Source organism: Roseivivax halodurans JCM 10272, assembly GCF_000521785.1.
Classification (GTDB): domain Bacteria; phylum Pseudomonadota; class Alphaproteobacteria; order Rhodobacterales; family Rhodobacteraceae; genus Roseivivax; species Roseivivax halodurans.
This window is the reverse complement of record NZ_JALZ01000026.1, coordinates 21,444-36,673: the sequence shown is the minus strand read 5'-3', so window position 1 is coordinate 36,673 and position 15,230 is coordinate 21,444. Positions and strand designations below refer to the sequence as shown.

Below are 15,230 nucleotides of genomic sequence, written 5' to 3'. Positions count from 1 at the left end.
CCCCGGGCCGCGGGAACCCGCGGCCCGGGGGACAAGCCCGACCATACCCCTGGGCGATCGATCTCTTGACTATGGGGTCAGGAGCTTCCGGAGAATGCCGTCTTCGCGTCTGCGCGATCCTGCTGGCGCTCGCGGTGAAAGACGTAGATCCCCGAGGAGAGGATGATCCCGGTTCCGAGGAACGTGACCGCATCGGGGATATCGCCGAAGACCAGGAAGCCGACGAGGGTCGCTCCGACGATCTCGAGATACTGGAACGGGGCGAGAAGGCTCGCTTCGACCCGGGAGAAGGCGAAGGTGATCAGCAGGAACGTCACCGTCGACAGCGCGCCCGCCGCGAGCACCGCGTAGACGGTCCAATCCGGCAGGACTGGCAGATCCGGGGCGATACCGATCGCAAGGCGCGCGGCCTCGATCGACAGCAGAAGCGCCGCGGCGAGCAGCGAGGCGCCAAACTGGAAGCTCAGCGGGGATTGCCCGCCCCGCGCCTTACGCACGACGATCATGTTGAGCGCGTATCCGAGCGCGGCGAGAAGCGGCAGCAACACGACCGGTCCGAACTCCGCAAAATTCGGTCGGATCACGACCAGCGCGCCCACGAGCCCCACGCCCACCGCGGCGAAGCGGCGCGGACCCGGCACCTCCCCGAGAAAGGGACCCGCAAGCAGCGTGAGCAGCAAAGGCTCGACGAAGAAGATCGAGATCGCCGTGGCGATGGGCATGACCTCGAAGGCGGTGATGAGAGCGTAGAGCACGGTCACGATCAGCGCGGCCGAGGCGAGGGATGCCCTCGAGAAGATCGGACCGGACAAATGGCGGCGCATGACCCAGGCGGCGGGCAGGAAGAACGCCGCTTGCGCAAGCGTCCGCAGCAGGGTCACCTCGAAGGGCGGAATGACGGAGGTCAGGGATTTCGAGATCGCGTCGCCGACCGGAAGAAGCGCCATGGCCAGAACCATCGCGGCCATGCCGCTGCGCTTGTGCTCGAACGTTCCCGCCGGATGTGCCGTTGGCGAAGTCATGATACCTCCTCCACCCTCCGAAGGACCGGCGAGGGTACGGACAGGTCCGGGCGTTCAGGACAGGACACGGGGATGCCGCCGAGACGCCATCTCGACGGCCCCTCGTTGGTATTGGCGACATGCGCCGGGGTCAACCTGTGGAGCCCGCGCTGTTTCGCGTCGGCTTCGGCACGGCTAGGGGATCGGCGGCCGCTCCGTGACGTGCGAGGTCGCGTCGATCGCAAGGTTGGACGCGAAATCGTCAAGGATCTCGCCGGCGAAATCGAGGATCGCTTCGTCCACAAGCGTGCCGTTCTCTATCTTGGCATTTGCCTGCGGCACAAGGATCTCCTTGCTGGGATGGACGCGCGCCAGCATGCCGTTCAGCACGTATTTGAGGTGCGACTGCGCCCGAACACCGCCCAGTGGTCCGCCCGAGACCGTCACGACGAGACATGGCTTGTCCTTGAAGACCGACGCGTAGGCGGGGCGCGAGGCCCAGTCGATCGCGTTCTTCAACAGGCCTGGAATGCTGTAGTTGTATTCGGGCGTAACGAAGACGATGCCATCCGCCTGCCCGACCTGGGCGACGAAGGCCGCGACGTGTGCATCGTTGGTCAGGTCCGCGTTGTAATGCGGCAGAAGGCCCGGATCGGCTGTTCGCGCGCTCACGGCCGCGGGGAGCCGTGCGATCAGGGCGCGGGCGGTGGCGCGCGAGGCGGAGGCAGCGCGAAGGCTGCCGGGAATGAAGAGAAGTTCGGTCATAGGGCCTCAGCTAAACGTCAGAGCCGCGCGAGCCAAGTCGCGATGGGCGGGAAGATGACGAGGATCGCCAGAGCCACGAGCATCGCAGCGACAAACGGCAAGGTGCCGCGGAAGATGTCGCCGACCGAGAGGTCCGGATCCTCGATCGCCGACTTGATCGTATAGACCGAGAGCCCGAACGGCGGGGTGAGCAATCCCAGCTCGACCGCCACCACGGTCAGGACCCCGAACCAGATGAGGTCGAAGCCTGCGGCCTCCGCCACCGGCAGGGCGATCGGGAGCACGATCAGCATGATCGAGATGGAATCGATCAGGCAGCCCAGAACGATGATCAGAAGAAGGTAGGCGATCAGAAATCCGTAGGGTCCGATGGAGGTGTCGAGGAACAGGCCCGCAAGTTCCCGCGGCACTCCGGAGAGCGCCAGCATCCGGCTGAAGAAGGTGGCCGCGAGGATCAGGAACAGCACCGACACGGTGATCTGGCCCGTCTCCACCATCAGGTTCCAGAGCGTGCGCTTGGGCAGCGAACGGCGGAGCAATGCGATGACGAGCGCCCCCGCCGCTCCGGCCGCGCCCGCCTCCGTCGGGTTCAGGAACCCGCCATAGAGACCGCCCAGGACAACCGTCATGAGCGACAGGATCGGGATGCATTTCCGGATGAAATCGCCTGGAGAGAGGTCGGCGTAGGCCTCGGCGTCGTCGGTCGTCTCGAACACGAAGGACTTGGAGCGTCGCGCGAGGATCAAGATCGTGACCGCGAAGACCACCGACAGCAGAAGACCGGGACCGACGCCGGCGAGAAACATGCGTCCGACCGATTGCTCGGCGAGGACGGCGTAGACGATCATCAGGAGCGAGGGAGGGATCAGCATGCCGAGAACCGAAGAGCCGGCGACGACCCCGGTTGCGAACCGCTTAGTGTAGCCGTGGCGCGTCATTTCCGGCACGGCGACACGGCTGAAGACCGTGGCCGAGGCGATCGAGATGCCGGTAATGGAGGCGAAGACCGCGTTGGCGAAGACCGTCGCTATGCCAAGGCCCGCTGTCACGTTGCGCATCATGCGCTGGAAGACGTCGAACGTGTCCTTGCCGACATTGGAGACCGTCACCAGGAGACCCATCAGCACGAAGAGAGGCACCACGGCGAAGAGATATTCGCGAAGGCTGTCGTTGCCGACCGCGCCGAGCATATTCAGCGCGACGGCATCGTTGCGGATCATGGCCACGCCGACAAACGAGACGCCGAGCATCGCGATGCCGATCGGCATGCCCAGGTAGATCAGCAGGACGAGGCCGCCGACGGCGGAATAGCCGATCTCGAGCGGGCTCATGCGGCGCCTGCCGCAAGCCGCAGGGACCGCAGCGCCCGGACCAGGAATTCGACCGCCGCGACCGTGAGGCCGATCAGGATGAGGAGGCGGAACGGCCATGTGGGAAGGGTGCCGAGACCGGGCGTGCCGATGAACTCGCCACGCTCCCAGTCGGCCGCCAGCACATCGAGCGTCGCCCAGGCCATCATCCCGACCATCAGGGCGCCGACAAGGCAGAAGGCGGCTTCGAACGCGGCCCCCGTACGCGGGCGTGAGGCGCTCACGGGGGTGATGAAGAGTCCGGCTCGCGCAAGACGGTCGGCCCTGATCGTCGCGGCAAGCTGAAGACAGACGATCATGACGAGGAGAAGCGCTCCGAGCTCCGAAATCAGGGGCAGCGAAGAGCCCATCCCGTTCCGTGCGACGATATCTGCACAGATGAGCAGCATCAGCCCCGCGATCAGGAACGTTCCGAGCGCGGCGAGAGCGTCGACCACCAGGGCCCAGATCCGCTCCGGTGCGGACCGGTGCCGAAGCTCGGCACCGTCTTCGCTGTCGGTTTCGGACCTCACGGGATCAGAGCTCGTCGTCCCAGGCGCGCACCGGTTCCCCGCCCCGCTCGCGGATCCCGTCGAGATAGGCGCGCATGAACTCCCGCGCCGGGATGCCCTGCTCTTCAAGACCGTCGGCCCATTCCTTGGCGATGTTCGGCATGGCCTGGACCCAGGCCTCGCGGTCCGCCTCGCCGACCTCGATGATCTTGACGGGCGGCGATTGCTGCGCCCCGGCTTCGACCATCGCCTCAAGCGCGGCCTCGTGCCGCTCGTTGAGGTCCCGGCCGTGGCTCTCGGTGTAGTATTCGCCCGCCTCGATCATGGCGGTCTGGACCTCTTCGGGCAGGCTGTCCCAGCTGTCGCGGTTGATCGCGACCGCGCCCGAATAGGCCACGCCCAGGTCGTAGCGGTGAACAAAGGGGGCGACCTCGTAGATCTTGGCCGGCAGCACGCCGAGCGCGAGGGACAGAACGCCATCCGACACACCGGTCTGGATGTCGGTGTAGAACGTGGTGAGCGCACCATCGACCGCGTTGGCCCCGGTCCCGCGCAGCCAGTTGCCGAGCACGCCAGGCGCCGACAGCTTCATGCCGTCGAGATCGGAGAATCCGGAGAGCTCCTCCTTGGCGTAGACGTCGTAGCTGTCGGTCCCCGTGAAGCCGAGGACCTTGAGGTTGTACTGCTCCCACTCGTTCCGGAAGGCCTCGTTGGTCTCGAAGAGCTCAGCCATGACCTCGAGCTGCATGGAGGCGTCTGCGGTCGAGAACGGCGCGTAGGACGAGGCCTGGCTCAGCGGCAGCTTCGCGGGCTCTAGGAACGAGAACACCCAGCCGATATCGGTGATGCCCTGCTCGACCGAGTCGAGCGTCGCGTTCGCCTTGTAGAGCTGTCCGCCGAAGGCCTCGTTCCATTCGATCTGGTAGTTGCCGCCCTCCGCGAGAATCTCGTCGGTGCGCGCCATGAAATGGGTCTGGATCATGCCGACCCACGGGATCACCGTCGGATGGCTCGATGCCACCGTGAGGGGGATGGTCTCCTGCGCGAAGGTGGCGGCGGGCAGTGCCAGCGCACAGCCAAGTGCGGTACCAAGCAGATGTTTCATGTCGGGTCTCCTCCCTGAAAGACGTCTCAGACGATCTCGAACCTCTGGCTCGACAGATCGAGCCGGACCGTCACGGTGCCCTCGTTGATCATCCACGGGCGCACGTGGAACTCGCGGGCGCCCGCTTTGTGCATCGGATCGTCCTGCGCGATCGCGATGGCGTCCTGGCGCGAGGCCGCGCGCACGACGACGAGCCCCTCGCCTTCCCAGCTCTCCTCGTCATCGGTCCACATCGGCTCCGCGGAAAAGAGCCTCCCGTCCGTCTCGAGGCCGACTTGGTAGGCCAGATGCGCCTCGAGATGCTCGAAGACCGGGCCCATGCCGTTCGTCGGTTTGGTGAAGATGGCGTAGAGCTGCTTCTGCAGCATGTCCTTGCTCGCCTTCTTCACGTCGGCGGCGGGCACGGAGTCGGGCGTTCCTGTCATGGCGGCCTCTCCTCAGCCCGCGCGCCGCTTGCGCAGCTCTTCGCGGATCTCCTCGCCATGCTCGTCGAGCGTCGGCGGGGCGAGAACATCCGTCTGCGCCGCGCCGTCGAAATTGTAGGGCGGGCGCACGGTGGTGAAGGTGCCGAGCTCCGAGCTCGGCGCGGTCACCTTGATGTTGAGATGCTGCGCCTGCGGATCCTCGAGCGCCTCGGAGGCGTCGTAGGCGGGCGCGTGCGGAACCTCGTGCTCGAGCAGCAGCGCGCACCATTCGTCCCTCGGTTTCGAGGCGAAGACCGGCGCGAAATGCGCGATCAGATCGTCCTGATGCTCGATCCGCTGCAGTCGCTCGTTGAAACGGGGATCCTCGCCGAGCTGCTCCTGTCCCGTCGCGGAGAGAAGCCCCTCCCAGAACTTCTCGGGGCTCGAGAGGTGGAAGGCGATCCACTTCCCGTCGGCGCACTCGAACGTGTAGCTCTGCGAGACGGTCGGGCGCGACAGCGGTCCCATGATCTCGCCGACGCTGTAATAGTGGGTGAAGGCGTCGAGATTGAAGTGGCACATCGCCTCGAGCATCGAGATATCGACCCGGCGCCCCTGTCCGCCTTTCTCGCGTTCGAGAAGCGCGGCGATGCAGGCCATGGCGGCGTACTGGCCGGTGATCGCGTCCGCGATTGCGGGCCCGATGACGCGCGGATTGGTGGGCGGGGTCAGCAGCCGCAGGTATCCGCTCGCCGCCTGTGCCACTGAATCGTAGACAGGCCGGTCTCGGGACGGCCCGGAGGCCCCGAAGCCTGAGATCGCGCAATAGACGAGCTTGGGGTTGATGCGGCGGAGTTTCTCCTCGCCCGCGCCGAGGCGGTCGGCCACGCCCGGGCGGAAGTTTTGGATGAAGATGTCGGCGCTCGCGATCAGCTCGTGAAAGATTGCGAGATCCTCCTCCTCCTTGGTATCGAGCGCGATCGACCGCTTGTTGCGGTTGTAGGTCTGGTAATGCGGCGAATAGAGCCCGCCCTTGAAGGCGCGGAACGGATCGCCCGAGCCCGGGCGCTCGACCTTGATCACGTCGGCGCCGAGATCGGCGAGGTGCATGCCGCAAGCCGGACCGGTGATGTATGTGCCGAGCTCGACCACCCGGACGTCGCGCAGGATCTTGACCATCCGCCCCTCCTCAGCCCTTTTCAGCCCGGGACTTCGGCGATGCGACCCCGTCGTAGCTGATCGCCTGGTCGGCGTGGTTCGACATGATGAATCCGATGGAGCGCAGGCTTTCCTCGTAGAGATGCGCCGAGAGCCCCGCGGTGCGCGCCAGCAACGGAACCGCCTTGATCGCCTCCAGCGGCCAGCCCGCATCGAGGATCACAGCTGGGATCGCGCCGGAGACGTTGATCGGCAGCGGCCGCCCGGTGATCTCGGGGGCGTGTCGGCCGAGGATGCGCAGCGTCTCGACGTAACGGCCCGTGACGCCCCACTCGTCCGCGAGTTCAATCAGCCGGTTGGCGCGCGGATCGCCGGTATTGTGCTGCGGATGCCCGAGCCCCGGCACCTTCTTCTTCGCGGCCTTGAGACCCTTCAGGCTCTCGACCGCGGCGGTCTCGACATCGGTTCCGTCCGCTTCGGCCTTGTCGAGAACCTCCTGCAGATATTGCGCCGCGACCTCGGACGAGCCCGCGACGACGCTGCCCATTCCGAGGAGGCCCGCGGACATCGCGCCCTGCCAAGCATCCGGTCCGGCCGCGAGCGTCATCCGAGCGGCTTGCACAGAGGGGACAAGACCGTGCTCGGCGATGGCGACGAGACAGGCATCCATCATCCGGCGCTGCGCTTCGCTCGGCGCATCGCCCGTCACGAGCAGCCAGAAATAATCCGTAAAGCCGATCCTGCCGATCAGATCGTCGCACAGATCGAGCCCGCGCACGGTGATGCTCTCCGCATCGGAAGTCGCGATGGCGGTAAAACTCTGGTCCTGCTTCCCGATGCGCATCGCCCCTCCGTTTTTCGCATTGCGAAACTTTTTGCACTTGCCGAAGCGTATGTCGGCGCGTACCGTCACGTCAAGCAGGTTTGTTGCGCATGCGTTGAGCGACGCGCAACGACTGGCAAGGGGGGACGGAATGCGTGAAATCAACCAGTTCAAGATCACCGATGCGGTCAAGGAAAGCTTTGCCACCGAACCCGGAAGCCGGTTCGAGCAATTGCTGCACGGTCTGATCGAGCACCTGCACGACTTCACGCGCGAGAACAGCCTCACCCATGCGGAATGGATGCGGGTCCTGAACTTTCTCTACGATTGCGGGAAGATCTCCACTCCGGAGCGTCACGAATTCATCCTGCTTTCGGACGTGCTCGGCTTCTCGGCGCTCGTCGACATGATCAATACGCGCGGCGGTGCCACCGAAGGCTCGAATCTCGGGCCGTTCTACCTTGACGACGCGCCGGATAAGGCGCTTGGCGCGGATCTCTCCGAGGGGCGCGACGGCGCCATCGTGCTCGTCCATGGCAAGGTGACGGACACGTTGCACAAGGCGCTGCCCGGCGCGACCATTGACACTTGGCAGGCGGACGGATCGGGCACCTACCCGATCCAGGAACAGGAGCACGGGCAGGACAAGATGGATCTGCGCGGCAAGTTCACCTGCGACGGCGACGGCCGCTACTATTACACGACCGTTCTGCCGAAACCCTACACGGTGCCCTATGACGGGCCGGTCGGAGAGCTTCTTCGCGCCGGCAACCGGCACGCGTGGCGCGCCGCGCATCTCCACTACATCGTCCGTGCGCCGGGCATGGCCGACATCACCACCGAGGTCTTCTTCGAGAATACCGAGTATCTCGACAACGACGCGGTGTTCGGCGTGCGAAAATCCCTCATCGCCAAGGTTCAGCCCGTGCGGAAGGCCGAGCAGTTCGACTACGATCTCAGCGTGAAACCCGACGCGGTTTTCGAGTTCGATTTCGTCCTGGCTCCGGAGGGCTGACACGTTTGGAAGATAGACCAGAAAGACCTGCCGATTTCGTCGAAGCGCTGGCCAAGGGCCTCTCGGTCCTCGAAAGCTTCGACGGCACGCGCCCCGAAATGACGCTCAGCGAAGTGGCGAAGGTGGTCAATCTCACCCCTGCCGCGGCGCGCCGCAGCCTCATCACGCTCGAATCCCTCGGCTACGTCGCGCGGCACGGCAAGCAGTTCCACCTGACCCCCAAGATCATGACCCTGGGATCGGCGTTCTACGCCTCGGCCCGGATCGACGAGGTCCTCCAACCCGAACTGAAGAACGTGGTCGACCGGTTCGGCGATGCCTCCTCGGTCGGCACGCTCGACGGACACGACGTGATCTACATCGCGCACGTGTCGGTCCAGCGCGCCCGCCGCGCCGCGGCGGTCGTCGGCGTGCGGTATCCCGCATTCGCCACCTCGATGGGCCGGGTCATCGTGGCGGGCATGGAAGCGGCAGAGCGCGAGGCGTGGCTCGCCCGGCTTGCGCCTCAGGCACTGACCTCGCGCACCTGCACCGATCCCTGCCGTCTCGCCGAAGAGCTCGACCGCGTGCGGGATCAGGGCTACGCCACCACCGTCGACCAGCTCGATTACGGCATCACCGCCATCGCCGTGCCGATCCGCAACGCGGAGGGACGCACGATCGCCGCGCTCAACAGCTCCGGCTATACCGGGCTCGTCACTCCCGAACAGCTTGTCCTCGAACGTCTGCCGGAACTCCGCGCCACCGCATCCCACATCGCGCATCAGCTCGCGCGCTATCCCGTCCTGGGATCGGCCCTCACCGGCTGATCCCGCTCACGACTCCGGAGGAGACGACATCCGATGTGCAGATTGTGCGATCCGAAGCGGCCCCGGCTGCCCTGCCCCACGCGCCGCGACTTCCTGAAGGCCTCCGCCATCGGCGGCGTGGCGGCGGCGAGCGGCGCGACGATCGGCGGATCGGCCCGCGCACAGGAGAGTGCCGAAGGCACCATCCCCGCAGGTATCGGGGAGCCGGGGCGGCAGACCCTGATCCGGGGCGGCACGATCATCTCGGTCGACGAGAGCGTGGGCAACTTTCCCGCCGGCGACGTGCTGATCGAGGGCGGACGGATCGTCGAGGTCGCCGCCTCGATCGATGCGCCAGACGCGGCGGTGATCGAGGCTGCAGGCAAGATCGTCATGCCCGGTTTCATCGACACCCATCACCACCAGTTCGAGACGGCCCTGCGCAGCCAGCTCGCACACGGGATCCTGATCAACGACGGGCGGGAGGTGAACGCCACCAATTATTACGAGACGATCCTGCAGACATTCTCAATGGTCTACCGGTCCGAGGACGTCTACATCAACGAGCTCTTTGCTGGGATAGCTCAACTCGACGCGGGCGTGACGACCGTGATGGATGTCAGCCAGATCCACCACAGCCCCGAACATTCCGACGCCGCCATCGAAGGTCTGCAGGACGCCGGGCGACGTGCCGTCTTCGGCTATTTCGAGGGCCACGGCGAGCGCAGCCAGTATCCTCAGGACGCGCGGCGCATCCGTGAGCGATATTTCTCATCCGACGATCAGCTCGTGACGATGGTCATGGGCGGAGAGATCTACCTGCCAGGCTACGAGACGAGCTGGAAGATCGGCCGCGAGCTTGGCCTTCCGATCGCGCTCCACGTGGTCGGCACCTTCGGTATGGCGGACGCCTTCGACCAGTTGGCGCAGGGGGGCGAGTTCGGCGCGGACAACATCTTCATCCACATGACGGGCATGTCGGACATGGCGTGGCAGGCGGCCGCGGATGCCGGCGCCCATGTCTCGCTCGCCGTTCCGATCGAGATGCACATGCGCCACGGCACTCCCCCGATCCAGAAGGCGATCGATCTCGGGATGTCGGTGTCCCTCTCCTCGGACGTCGAATGCACCATGACCGCCGATCCCTTCACGCAGATGCGCGGTCTGATCACCTTGCAACGGATGTTCGCCAACGAGGCGGCGCTGTCCGGGGCCGAGGATTACCCGGCGCTGATGCAATGCCCCGACGCGATCCGCCACGCCACGATCGATGGCGCGCGGGGTCTCGGGCTCGAGGCCGTGACGGGCAGTCTCACGCCCGGGAAGGCGGCCGATATCGTCCTGCTCGATGCCGAAGCGCTGAACGTGGCCCCGCTCAACAACGCACCGGGCGCGGTCGTGACGTTGATGGAGCGTTCGAATGTCGACACGGTTCTGGTGGCTGGACAGGTGAAGAAATGGCGCGGGCAGATGGTCGGTTTCGACATCGCCCGCCTGCGCGAGGAACTCACCTCGAGCCGCGACTACCTCTTCGAGACCGCCGGCGTTGAGCGCGACCTCTTCGCGATCTGACATCCGGTGCCTTGGCGCCCTTAACTGCGAGATTGTCCCATGCTGCTGCCCACATCCCTCGTCGGAAGCTATTGCCAACCCGACTGGCTCATCGACCGCGCCAAGCTTGGCGGACGTTTTCCCCCGCGCACCCGCGCCAAGGAGCTCTGGCGCATTCCCGAAGAGCATCTCGAGGAAGCCCAGAACGACGCCACGATCGCCGCCATCAAGCTGCAGGAGGAGGCCGGCCTCGACATCATCACCGATGGTGAGATCCGGCGCGAGAGCTATTCCAACCGCTTCGCGACGGCGCTCGCCGGGGTAGACATCGACAATCCCGGAACCGCGCTAGACCGCTCAGGCCACCCCAACCCGGTCCCGCGGGTGACCGGAGAAATCCGGCGCATGCATGCTGTCGAGGTGGAGGATCTGAAGTTCCTCAAGCGACACACCGACCGCCTGGTCAAGATGACCGTGCCGGGCCCGTTCATCATGTCGCAGCAGGCGCAGGACGATCATTACGGCGATCCGCGCGCACTGGCGCTCGCCTACGCCGCGGCGGTGCGCGAGGAAATCGCAGACCTCTTCGCCGCCGGCGCCGACATCGTGCAGCTCGACGAGCCTTACATGCAGGCCCGCCCCGAGGCGGCCGAAGAGTACGGACTCGACGCGCTGAACGCCGCGCTCGACGGCGCGGCCGGAACGACCGCCGTGCACATCTGCTTCGGCTACGCCGCGATCATCCACGAGCGGCCCGAAGGCTATTCCTTCCTTCCGCAGATGCAGGGATGCGCCTGCGACCAGATCTCGATCGAGACGGCGCAATCGAATCTCGACACTTCCGTCCTCGAACATCTGCGGGGAAAGTCGATCATCCTCGGAGTGCTGGATCTCTCCGACCCGGAGGTCGAAACGCCCGAAATCATTGCCGAGCGCATCCGCCGCGCCTTACCGCATGTCGATCCCGCAAAGGTGATCGTCGCCCCCGATTGCGGCCTCAAATACCTGCCCCGCGAGACGGCCTTCGGCAAGATTCGGGCCATGGCAGAGGGAGCCGCCCTCGTGCGGGCGGAACTCCAATAGCCCGCCAAAGCCATGGCGCGGAACGCTCCGGTCGCGCAAAGGCTACGGTGCGACCGCCAAAACTCGCCTGTCGAACCGGGGACGCACCCCGGAATACCGCGCCCCACATCCGAAATTTCATTATTGACGTAGGAAATCAACGGAGGGCCCTCCTTTCCGGCGTCTTCCTCTCCGGACCGGGAGGGCGTATGGGCGGGGCATGACTCCGAAGACCTTTTCAGTCGATATGCGCCGCGACGGCGGCGCCCGTCTCGCTCTGAGCTATCGCGCCGCCGACCGCGGGGGCATCCAGCGCCTCGCCTGCGACATTGCGGCTGCGGATCTGGTGCGGGTGGTCCTGCTGGTGGAAACCCTCGGACTGCAGGAGGCCCTCGGCGCACCTGTCGCCGCCGAACTCGATATCGACGGGCTGCAGATCGCGACTGACGGCACCGGCGACGGGATCAGGCTTGTGCGGCAGCAGGGCTACAACAGTCAGGAGGCGCGGATGGAGCTTGCGACCTTCAGCTGCGAAATGTCCGGCATCACCGAAGCCTGTCTGGCCCGCGCCGCCGAAAGCAAGCACGGCCCGGTCCTGACAGGCATGCTGGAGGAATGCCCGATGCCTGAGGCGATCGCGAGCGTGATGGACGAGGACGGCGCGGAACAGGTCTATCATGTCATTCGCGAAATGGCGCTCCTCATCCTGGCCGAAGAAGCGGAAACCAAAGGGTCCGAGCTTGCGCGCAAGCTGCGGGCCAAGAAGCGCCGGGAGGACGCATACGCGGACGTTTGCGCGGCGCTCGATGCCTTGTCCGCGGCCTTTCTACCGCCCGTCGCGGGAGGGGCGCCGACCGCAGAGATGCGCCGCCGAGGGTAGAGCGGAGCTCGCCCGGTCCCTCCGCCACAAACATCACGGACTAGTCCGGCGCCTCGGAGCGGTCGAACTGACCGTAGTCGCGGTGGATGCCATAGAGCGCCATCTCGTCAACTCCGATCAGCTCGCCGCGCGCGATCACGTCGTGGGCCCGGGACGGCGTTTCGAAGGCCCCGAGTGAGATGTAGCGGCCCTTCCGGGTGAAGCTCTCGAAGGCTGAAAGGCCTCCGTCCGTGAGCGGTCGCGTACCGTAGAGCGCCAGAACGCAGGAGCGGCTCGCGGCCACATCCGCCCGGGACTCCGTGGTGGCGGTGCCGGGCGCCCGGTGCCATATCCGCTCCCCGACCCTGATCCGGTAATCCGCGAAATGCACCGTCCTGCCCGCCGTCTGCGAGCGGCGGTGCTGGGCATCCGCTCTCCAGCCGGCGATCGCCTCCTCGCTGTCCCAAAGCTGATGCGACAGCAGGAGGTCGGGATCGCTCAGGGAGCCGTAGCGTTCGAGAAAGACCAGCCCCCGGTGGCGGTCGAGCACCGGCCGCAATCGGGCCACGTGGTCGAAGTAATGGTCGAGATGCCCCGGCTTAGGTCGCATCTCGAAGAAGAGCGCGTGCATTACCATTCCTTTCGCGACCGGTCGCAGGCCCTCACAGGCCGAAGCCTATCCGCCGCAACTCTGGGTGCCGCCGACGGATGGTTGGCCGGACGGCCCGTGTCGATCACGCAAGCATGGCCGGGCGGATCGCGCAAGTTTCGGCGGTCAGGATCGGCTCGCGGAGCCATAGCCAAAGCAAGGCAGCTTGAGCGGCAATTTGGCAAAGATTCGGCGTCGGCCTGCCGCTTCCGGCGGCGTCTTGTGTCGCGAAGGCTCCTTCCGCATAGAGGGGCGGGTTCCCGAAACGGAGATGGGCATGTCGATCAGAGACCGAGTTGCCGAAGCACTCGACCGCGAGGTGACGCGAAACTTCATCACGGGCGTGATCCTCTTCAACGCGGTGGTGCTCGGGCTCGAGACATCCGACACGGTGATGGCGGCCGCCGGGGGCCTCATCGTCTTTCTCGACATGCTGTGCCTCTCGATCTTCGTGGTCGAGATCGCGCTGAAGATCTTCGCGCGCGGGCCTTCGTTCTTCCGATCGGGCTGGAACGTCTTCGATTTCGCCATCGTCGCCATCGCTCTTGTGCCCGCCACCCAAGGGCTTTCGGTGCTCCGGGCGCTGCGCATTCTCAGGCTTCTCCGGATCATCTCGGTCGCGCCGACGCTGCGCCGGGTGGTCGAGGGCTTCGTCTCGGCGCTGCCCGGCATGGCATCCGTCTTCCTTCTGATGGCACTGATCTTCTACATCGCATCGGTCATGGCGACGAAGCTCTTCGGGGACACGTTTCCGGAGTGGTTCGGCAACATCCCCCATTCCGCCTATTCCCTCTTCCAGATCATGACGCTCGAGAGCTGGTCGATGGGGATCGTCCGCCCGGTGATGGAGGTCTATCCCTATGCGTGGATATTCTTCGTGCCCTTCATCCTGATCACGACCTTCGCGGTGGTGAACCTCGTGGTCGGCCTGATCGTGAACAGCATGCAGGACGCCCACGCGCAGGAATCGAACGCCGCCACCGCGGACTATCGCGACGAGGTCCTCAAGCGCCTCGATTCCATCGAGCAGCGCCTCTTCGACAGCGAGCGGCGCGGCGAGTGATCCCAAGCGCACGGCTTCCAGACAGGTCCTCGCGACCTGCCCGGCTCAGTAGATCGCGGTCTCCCGCTCGCCCGATCCGAGCACCCATCCGCGATACATGCCTTCGCAATTGTACGGAGTGACGATCGCGCCGTCGCGGTCGATCGCGATGAGCCCGCCCGAGCCGCCGATGGCCTCGAGATCCGAGCCGATCACCGCCTCGGCAGCGCTGCGGAGGCTCTCGCCGCGCAGGCGCATCCGCGCATCGATCTCGTGCGCGACCGACAGGCGCAGGAACGCCTCGCCGTCTCCGGTGGCGGAGATCGCGCAGGTTCCGTCATCCGCGAATGTTCCCGCGCCGATCACCGGGCTGTCGCCGACCCGCCCCGCCCTCTTGGCGGTCATGCCCCCTGTCGACGTCGCCGCGGCGAGACGTCCCTCGGCGTCTCGCGCAACGGCTCCGACCGTTCCGTGACGGCGGGCGGGATCGTCGTCGAGCTCGCCCGACTGCTCCATACGCAAGGTTTCCTGCAGACTGTCCCAGCGTTCCTGCGTGAAGAAGTACGCGTCGTCTTCGAATGCGAGCCCTGCGTCACGTGCGATGCCGAGCGCGCCTTCGCCGATCATCAGGACGTGGCTCGTCCGCTCCATCACCGCACGCGCCAGCCGAACCGGGTTGCGCGGCCCGCAGATGCCTGCGACCGCACCGGCGGAGCGGTCCCTGCCGACCATCACCGCGGCGTCCATCTCGTGCTTGCCGTCGCGCGTGAAGACCGCGCCCCGGCCCGCGTTGAAGAGCGGCTCGTCCTCGAGCGCGGCCACCGCCTCGGTCACGGCATCGAGCGCCGAGCCGCCGCCGGAGAGCACCGCCTCACCCGCCGAAAGCACTCGCCCGAGAGCGGCATGCGTGGCGGCCTCGCGCTCGGCTGTCATGCGTTCGCGCGGCAGAACGCCGGCTCCGCCATGGATCGCGAGGCTGTATCCGCTGGTCTTTGACATCGTTCCGTCCTTCATGCGCCCAAAAAGCGGGCGACTTCGCGCGAAGCGCCCCTATCTTGAATATGGACACCGCATCGAGCGACCGCGACGTCCCAGTTTCCAACGATCGCTTAATCGCTTACTGATAAACCTTCCAGAGAGTTGAAAG

The 15,230-nt window shown here is 65.8% G+C and carries 16 protein-coding genes; 6 read left to right on the top strand and 10 right to left on the bottom strand.

The genetic code is table 11. The features are described 5' to 3' along the window. Nucleotides 1-77: 77 nt before the first annotated feature. The 8 genes from OCH239_RS16715 to OCH239_RS16680 form a co-directional block, all read right to left on the bottom strand. Complete coding sequence (locus tag OCH239_RS16715; RefSeq protein WP_244430378.1) at nucleotides 78-1,022, bottom strand: DMT family transporter; 945 nt, start codon at nucleotides 1,020-1,022, stop codon at nucleotides 78-80. Between the two features lie 174 nt (nucleotides 1,023-1,196). Continuing rightward, nucleotides 1,197-1,766, bottom strand: coding sequence for an NADPH-dependent FMN reductase (locus OCH239_RS16710; RefSeq protein WP_037265135.1), 570 nt, complete (start codon nucleotides 1,764-1,766; stop codon nucleotides 1,197-1,199). Between the two features lie 17 nt (nucleotides 1,767-1,783). Beyond that, entirely contained in the window at nucleotides 1,784-3,097 is a 1,314-nt protein-coding gene (locus tag OCH239_RS16705) for a TRAP transporter large permease (RefSeq protein WP_037265132.1), read from the bottom strand. Further along, the gene (locus OCH239_RS16700) at nucleotides 3,094-3,648 is read right to left on the bottom strand and encodes a TRAP transporter small permease subunit (protein WP_037265129.1); all 555 of its coding nucleotides are present in this window, start codon (nucleotides 3,646-3,648) and stop codon (nucleotides 3,094-3,096) included. The genes OCH239_RS16705 and OCH239_RS16700 overlap by 4 nt, the downstream gene beginning before the upstream one ends. Nucleotides 3,649-3,652: 4 nt before the next feature. Beyond that, entirely contained in the window at nucleotides 3,653-4,732 is a 1,080-nt protein-coding gene (locus OCH239_RS16695; RefSeq protein WP_037265125.1) for a C4-dicarboxylate TRAP transporter substrate-binding protein, read from the bottom strand. Between the two features lie 26 nt (nucleotides 4,733-4,758). Further along, nucleotides 4,759-5,157 carry a YciI family protein gene (locus tag OCH239_RS16690; protein WP_037265123.1) on the bottom strand — a complete coding sequence of 133 codons (399 nt, stop codon included), beginning with the start codon at nucleotides 5,155-5,157 and terminating at the stop codon, nucleotides 4,759-4,761. 12 nt (nucleotides 5,158-5,169) lie between these two features. Continuing rightward, the gene (locus OCH239_RS16685; protein WP_037265120.1) at nucleotides 5,170-6,315 is read right to left on the bottom strand and encodes a CaiB/BaiF CoA transferase family protein; all 1,146 of its coding nucleotides are present in this window, start codon (nucleotides 6,313-6,315) and stop codon (nucleotides 5,170-5,172) included. Between the two features lie 10 nt (nucleotides 6,316-6,325). Next, complete coding sequence (locus OCH239_RS16680) at nucleotides 6,326-7,138, bottom strand: citryl-CoA lyase (RefSeq protein ID WP_037265117.1); 813 nt, start codon at nucleotides 7,136-7,138, stop codon at nucleotides 6,326-6,328. Nucleotides 7,139-7,268: 130 nt separating this feature from the next. On the opposite strand from OCH239_RS16680, the gene OCH239_RS16675 reads away from it, so the two are divergent. The 5 genes from OCH239_RS16675 (at nucleotide 7,269) to OCH239_RS16655 (ending at nucleotide 12,413) form a co-directional block, all read left to right on the top strand. Then, the gene (locus OCH239_RS16675; protein WP_037265114.1) at nucleotides 7,269-8,132 is read left to right on the top strand and encodes a dioxygenase family protein; all 864 of its coding nucleotides are present in this window, start codon (nucleotides 7,269-7,271) and stop codon (nucleotides 8,130-8,132) included. Nucleotides 8,133-8,137: 5 nt separating this feature from the next. Beyond that, nucleotides 8,138-8,941, top strand: a complete 804-nt coding sequence (locus OCH239_RS16670) for an IclR family transcriptional regulator domain-containing protein (RefSeq protein ID WP_037265112.1) — start codon at nucleotides 8,138-8,140, stop codon at nucleotides 8,939-8,941. Between the two features lie 33 nt (nucleotides 8,942-8,974). After that, nucleotides 8,975-10,492: an amidohydrolase family protein gene (locus OCH239_RS16665; RefSeq protein ID WP_037265110.1), complete on the top strand. Its 1,518-nt coding sequence runs from the start codon at nucleotides 8,975-8,977 to the stop codon at nucleotides 10,490-10,492. 39 nt (nucleotides 10,493-10,531) lie between these two features. After that, a complete protein-coding gene (locus OCH239_RS16660) occupies nucleotides 10,532-11,554 on the top strand; it encodes a uroporphyrinogen decarboxylase family protein (protein WP_037265107.1) in 1,023 nt (340 codons plus the stop codon). 199 nt (nucleotides 11,555-11,753) lie between these two features. Further along, entirely contained in the window at nucleotides 11,754-12,413 is a 660-nt protein-coding gene (locus OCH239_RS16655; RefSeq protein ID WP_051489552.1) for a hypothetical protein, read from the top strand. A 40-nt stretch (nucleotides 12,414-12,453) separates the two neighbouring features. Here the strand turns inward: OCH239_RS16655 and OCH239_RS21775 are convergent, their stop codons facing one another. Next, entirely contained in the window at nucleotides 12,454-13,023 is a 570-nt protein-coding gene (locus OCH239_RS21775; protein WP_051489551.1) for an antibiotic biosynthesis monooxygenase family protein, read from the bottom strand. A 295-nt stretch (nucleotides 13,024-13,318) separates the two neighbouring features. Between OCH239_RS21775 and OCH239_RS16645 the strand changes: the two genes are divergently transcribed. Beyond that, nucleotides 13,319-14,104, top strand: coding sequence for an ion transporter (locus tag OCH239_RS16645; RefSeq protein WP_037265103.1), 786 nt, complete (start codon nucleotides 13,319-13,321; stop codon nucleotides 14,102-14,104). A gap of 45 nt (nucleotides 14,105-14,149) precedes the next feature. On the opposite strand, the gene OCH239_RS16640 is transcribed toward OCH239_RS16645, so the two are convergent. Further along, a complete protein-coding gene (locus OCH239_RS16640) occupies nucleotides 14,150-15,082 on the bottom strand; it encodes an isoaspartyl peptidase/L-asparaginase family protein (protein ID WP_037265155.1) in 933 nt (310 codons plus the stop codon). Nucleotides 15,083-15,230: the final 148 nt, after the last annotated feature.

What these genes read in the sequence shown, in the direction of transcription:
- OCH239_RS16715 (WP_244430378.1), bottom strand. Translation starts at nt 1,022, where the DNA reads ATGACTTCGCCAACGGCACATCCGGCGGGAACGTTCGAGCACAAGCGC.
- OCH239_RS16710 (WP_037265135.1), bottom strand. Translation starts at nt 1,766, where the DNA reads ATGACCGAACTTCTCTTCATTCCCGGCAGCCTTCGCGCTGCCTCCGCC.
- OCH239_RS16705 (WP_037265132.1), bottom strand. Translation starts at nt 3,097, where the DNA reads ATGAGCCCGCTCGAGATCGGCTATTCCGCCGTCGGCGGCCTCGTCCTG.
- OCH239_RS16695 (WP_037265125.1), bottom strand. Translation starts at nt 4,732, where the DNA reads ATGAAACATCTGCTTGGTACCGCACTTGGCTGTGCGCTGGCACTGCCC.
- OCH239_RS16690 (WP_037265123.1), bottom strand. Translation starts at nt 5,157, where the DNA reads ATGACAGGAACGCCCGACTCCGTGCCCGCCGCCGACGTGAAGAAGGCG.
- OCH239_RS16685 (WP_037265120.1), bottom strand. Translation starts at nt 6,315, where the DNA reads ATGGTCAAGATCCTGCGCGACGTCCGGGTGGTCGAGCTCGGCACATAC.
- OCH239_RS16680 (WP_037265117.1), bottom strand. Translation starts at nt 7,138, where the DNA reads ATGCGCATCGGGAAGCAGGACCAGAGTTTTACCGCCATCGCGACTTCC.
- OCH239_RS16675 (WP_037265114.1), top strand. Translation starts at nt 7,269, where the DNA reads ATGCGTGAAATCAACCAGTTCAAGATCACCGATGCGGTCAAGGAAAGC.
- OCH239_RS16665 (WP_037265110.1), top strand. Translation starts at nt 8,975, where the DNA reads ATGTGCAGATTGTGCGATCCGAAGCGGCCCCGGCTGCCCTGCCCCACG.
- OCH239_RS16660 (WP_037265107.1), top strand. Translation starts at nt 10,532, where the DNA reads ATGCTGCTGCCCACATCCCTCGTCGGAAGCTATTGCCAACCCGACTGG.
- OCH239_RS16655 (WP_051489552.1), top strand. Translation starts at nt 11,754, where the DNA reads ATGACTCCGAAGACCTTTTCAGTCGATATGCGCCGCGACGGCGGCGCC.
- OCH239_RS21775 (WP_051489551.1), bottom strand. Translation starts at nt 13,023, where the DNA reads ATGCACGCGCTCTTCTTCGAGATGCGACCTAAGCCGGGGCATCTCGAC.
- OCH239_RS16645 (WP_037265103.1), top strand. Translation starts at nt 13,319, where the DNA reads ATGTCGATCAGAGACCGAGTTGCCGAAGCACTCGACCGCGAGGTGACG.
- OCH239_RS16640 (WP_037265155.1), bottom strand. Translation starts at nt 15,082, where the DNA reads ATGTCAAAGACCAGCGGATACAGCCTCGCGATCCATGGCGGAGCCGGC.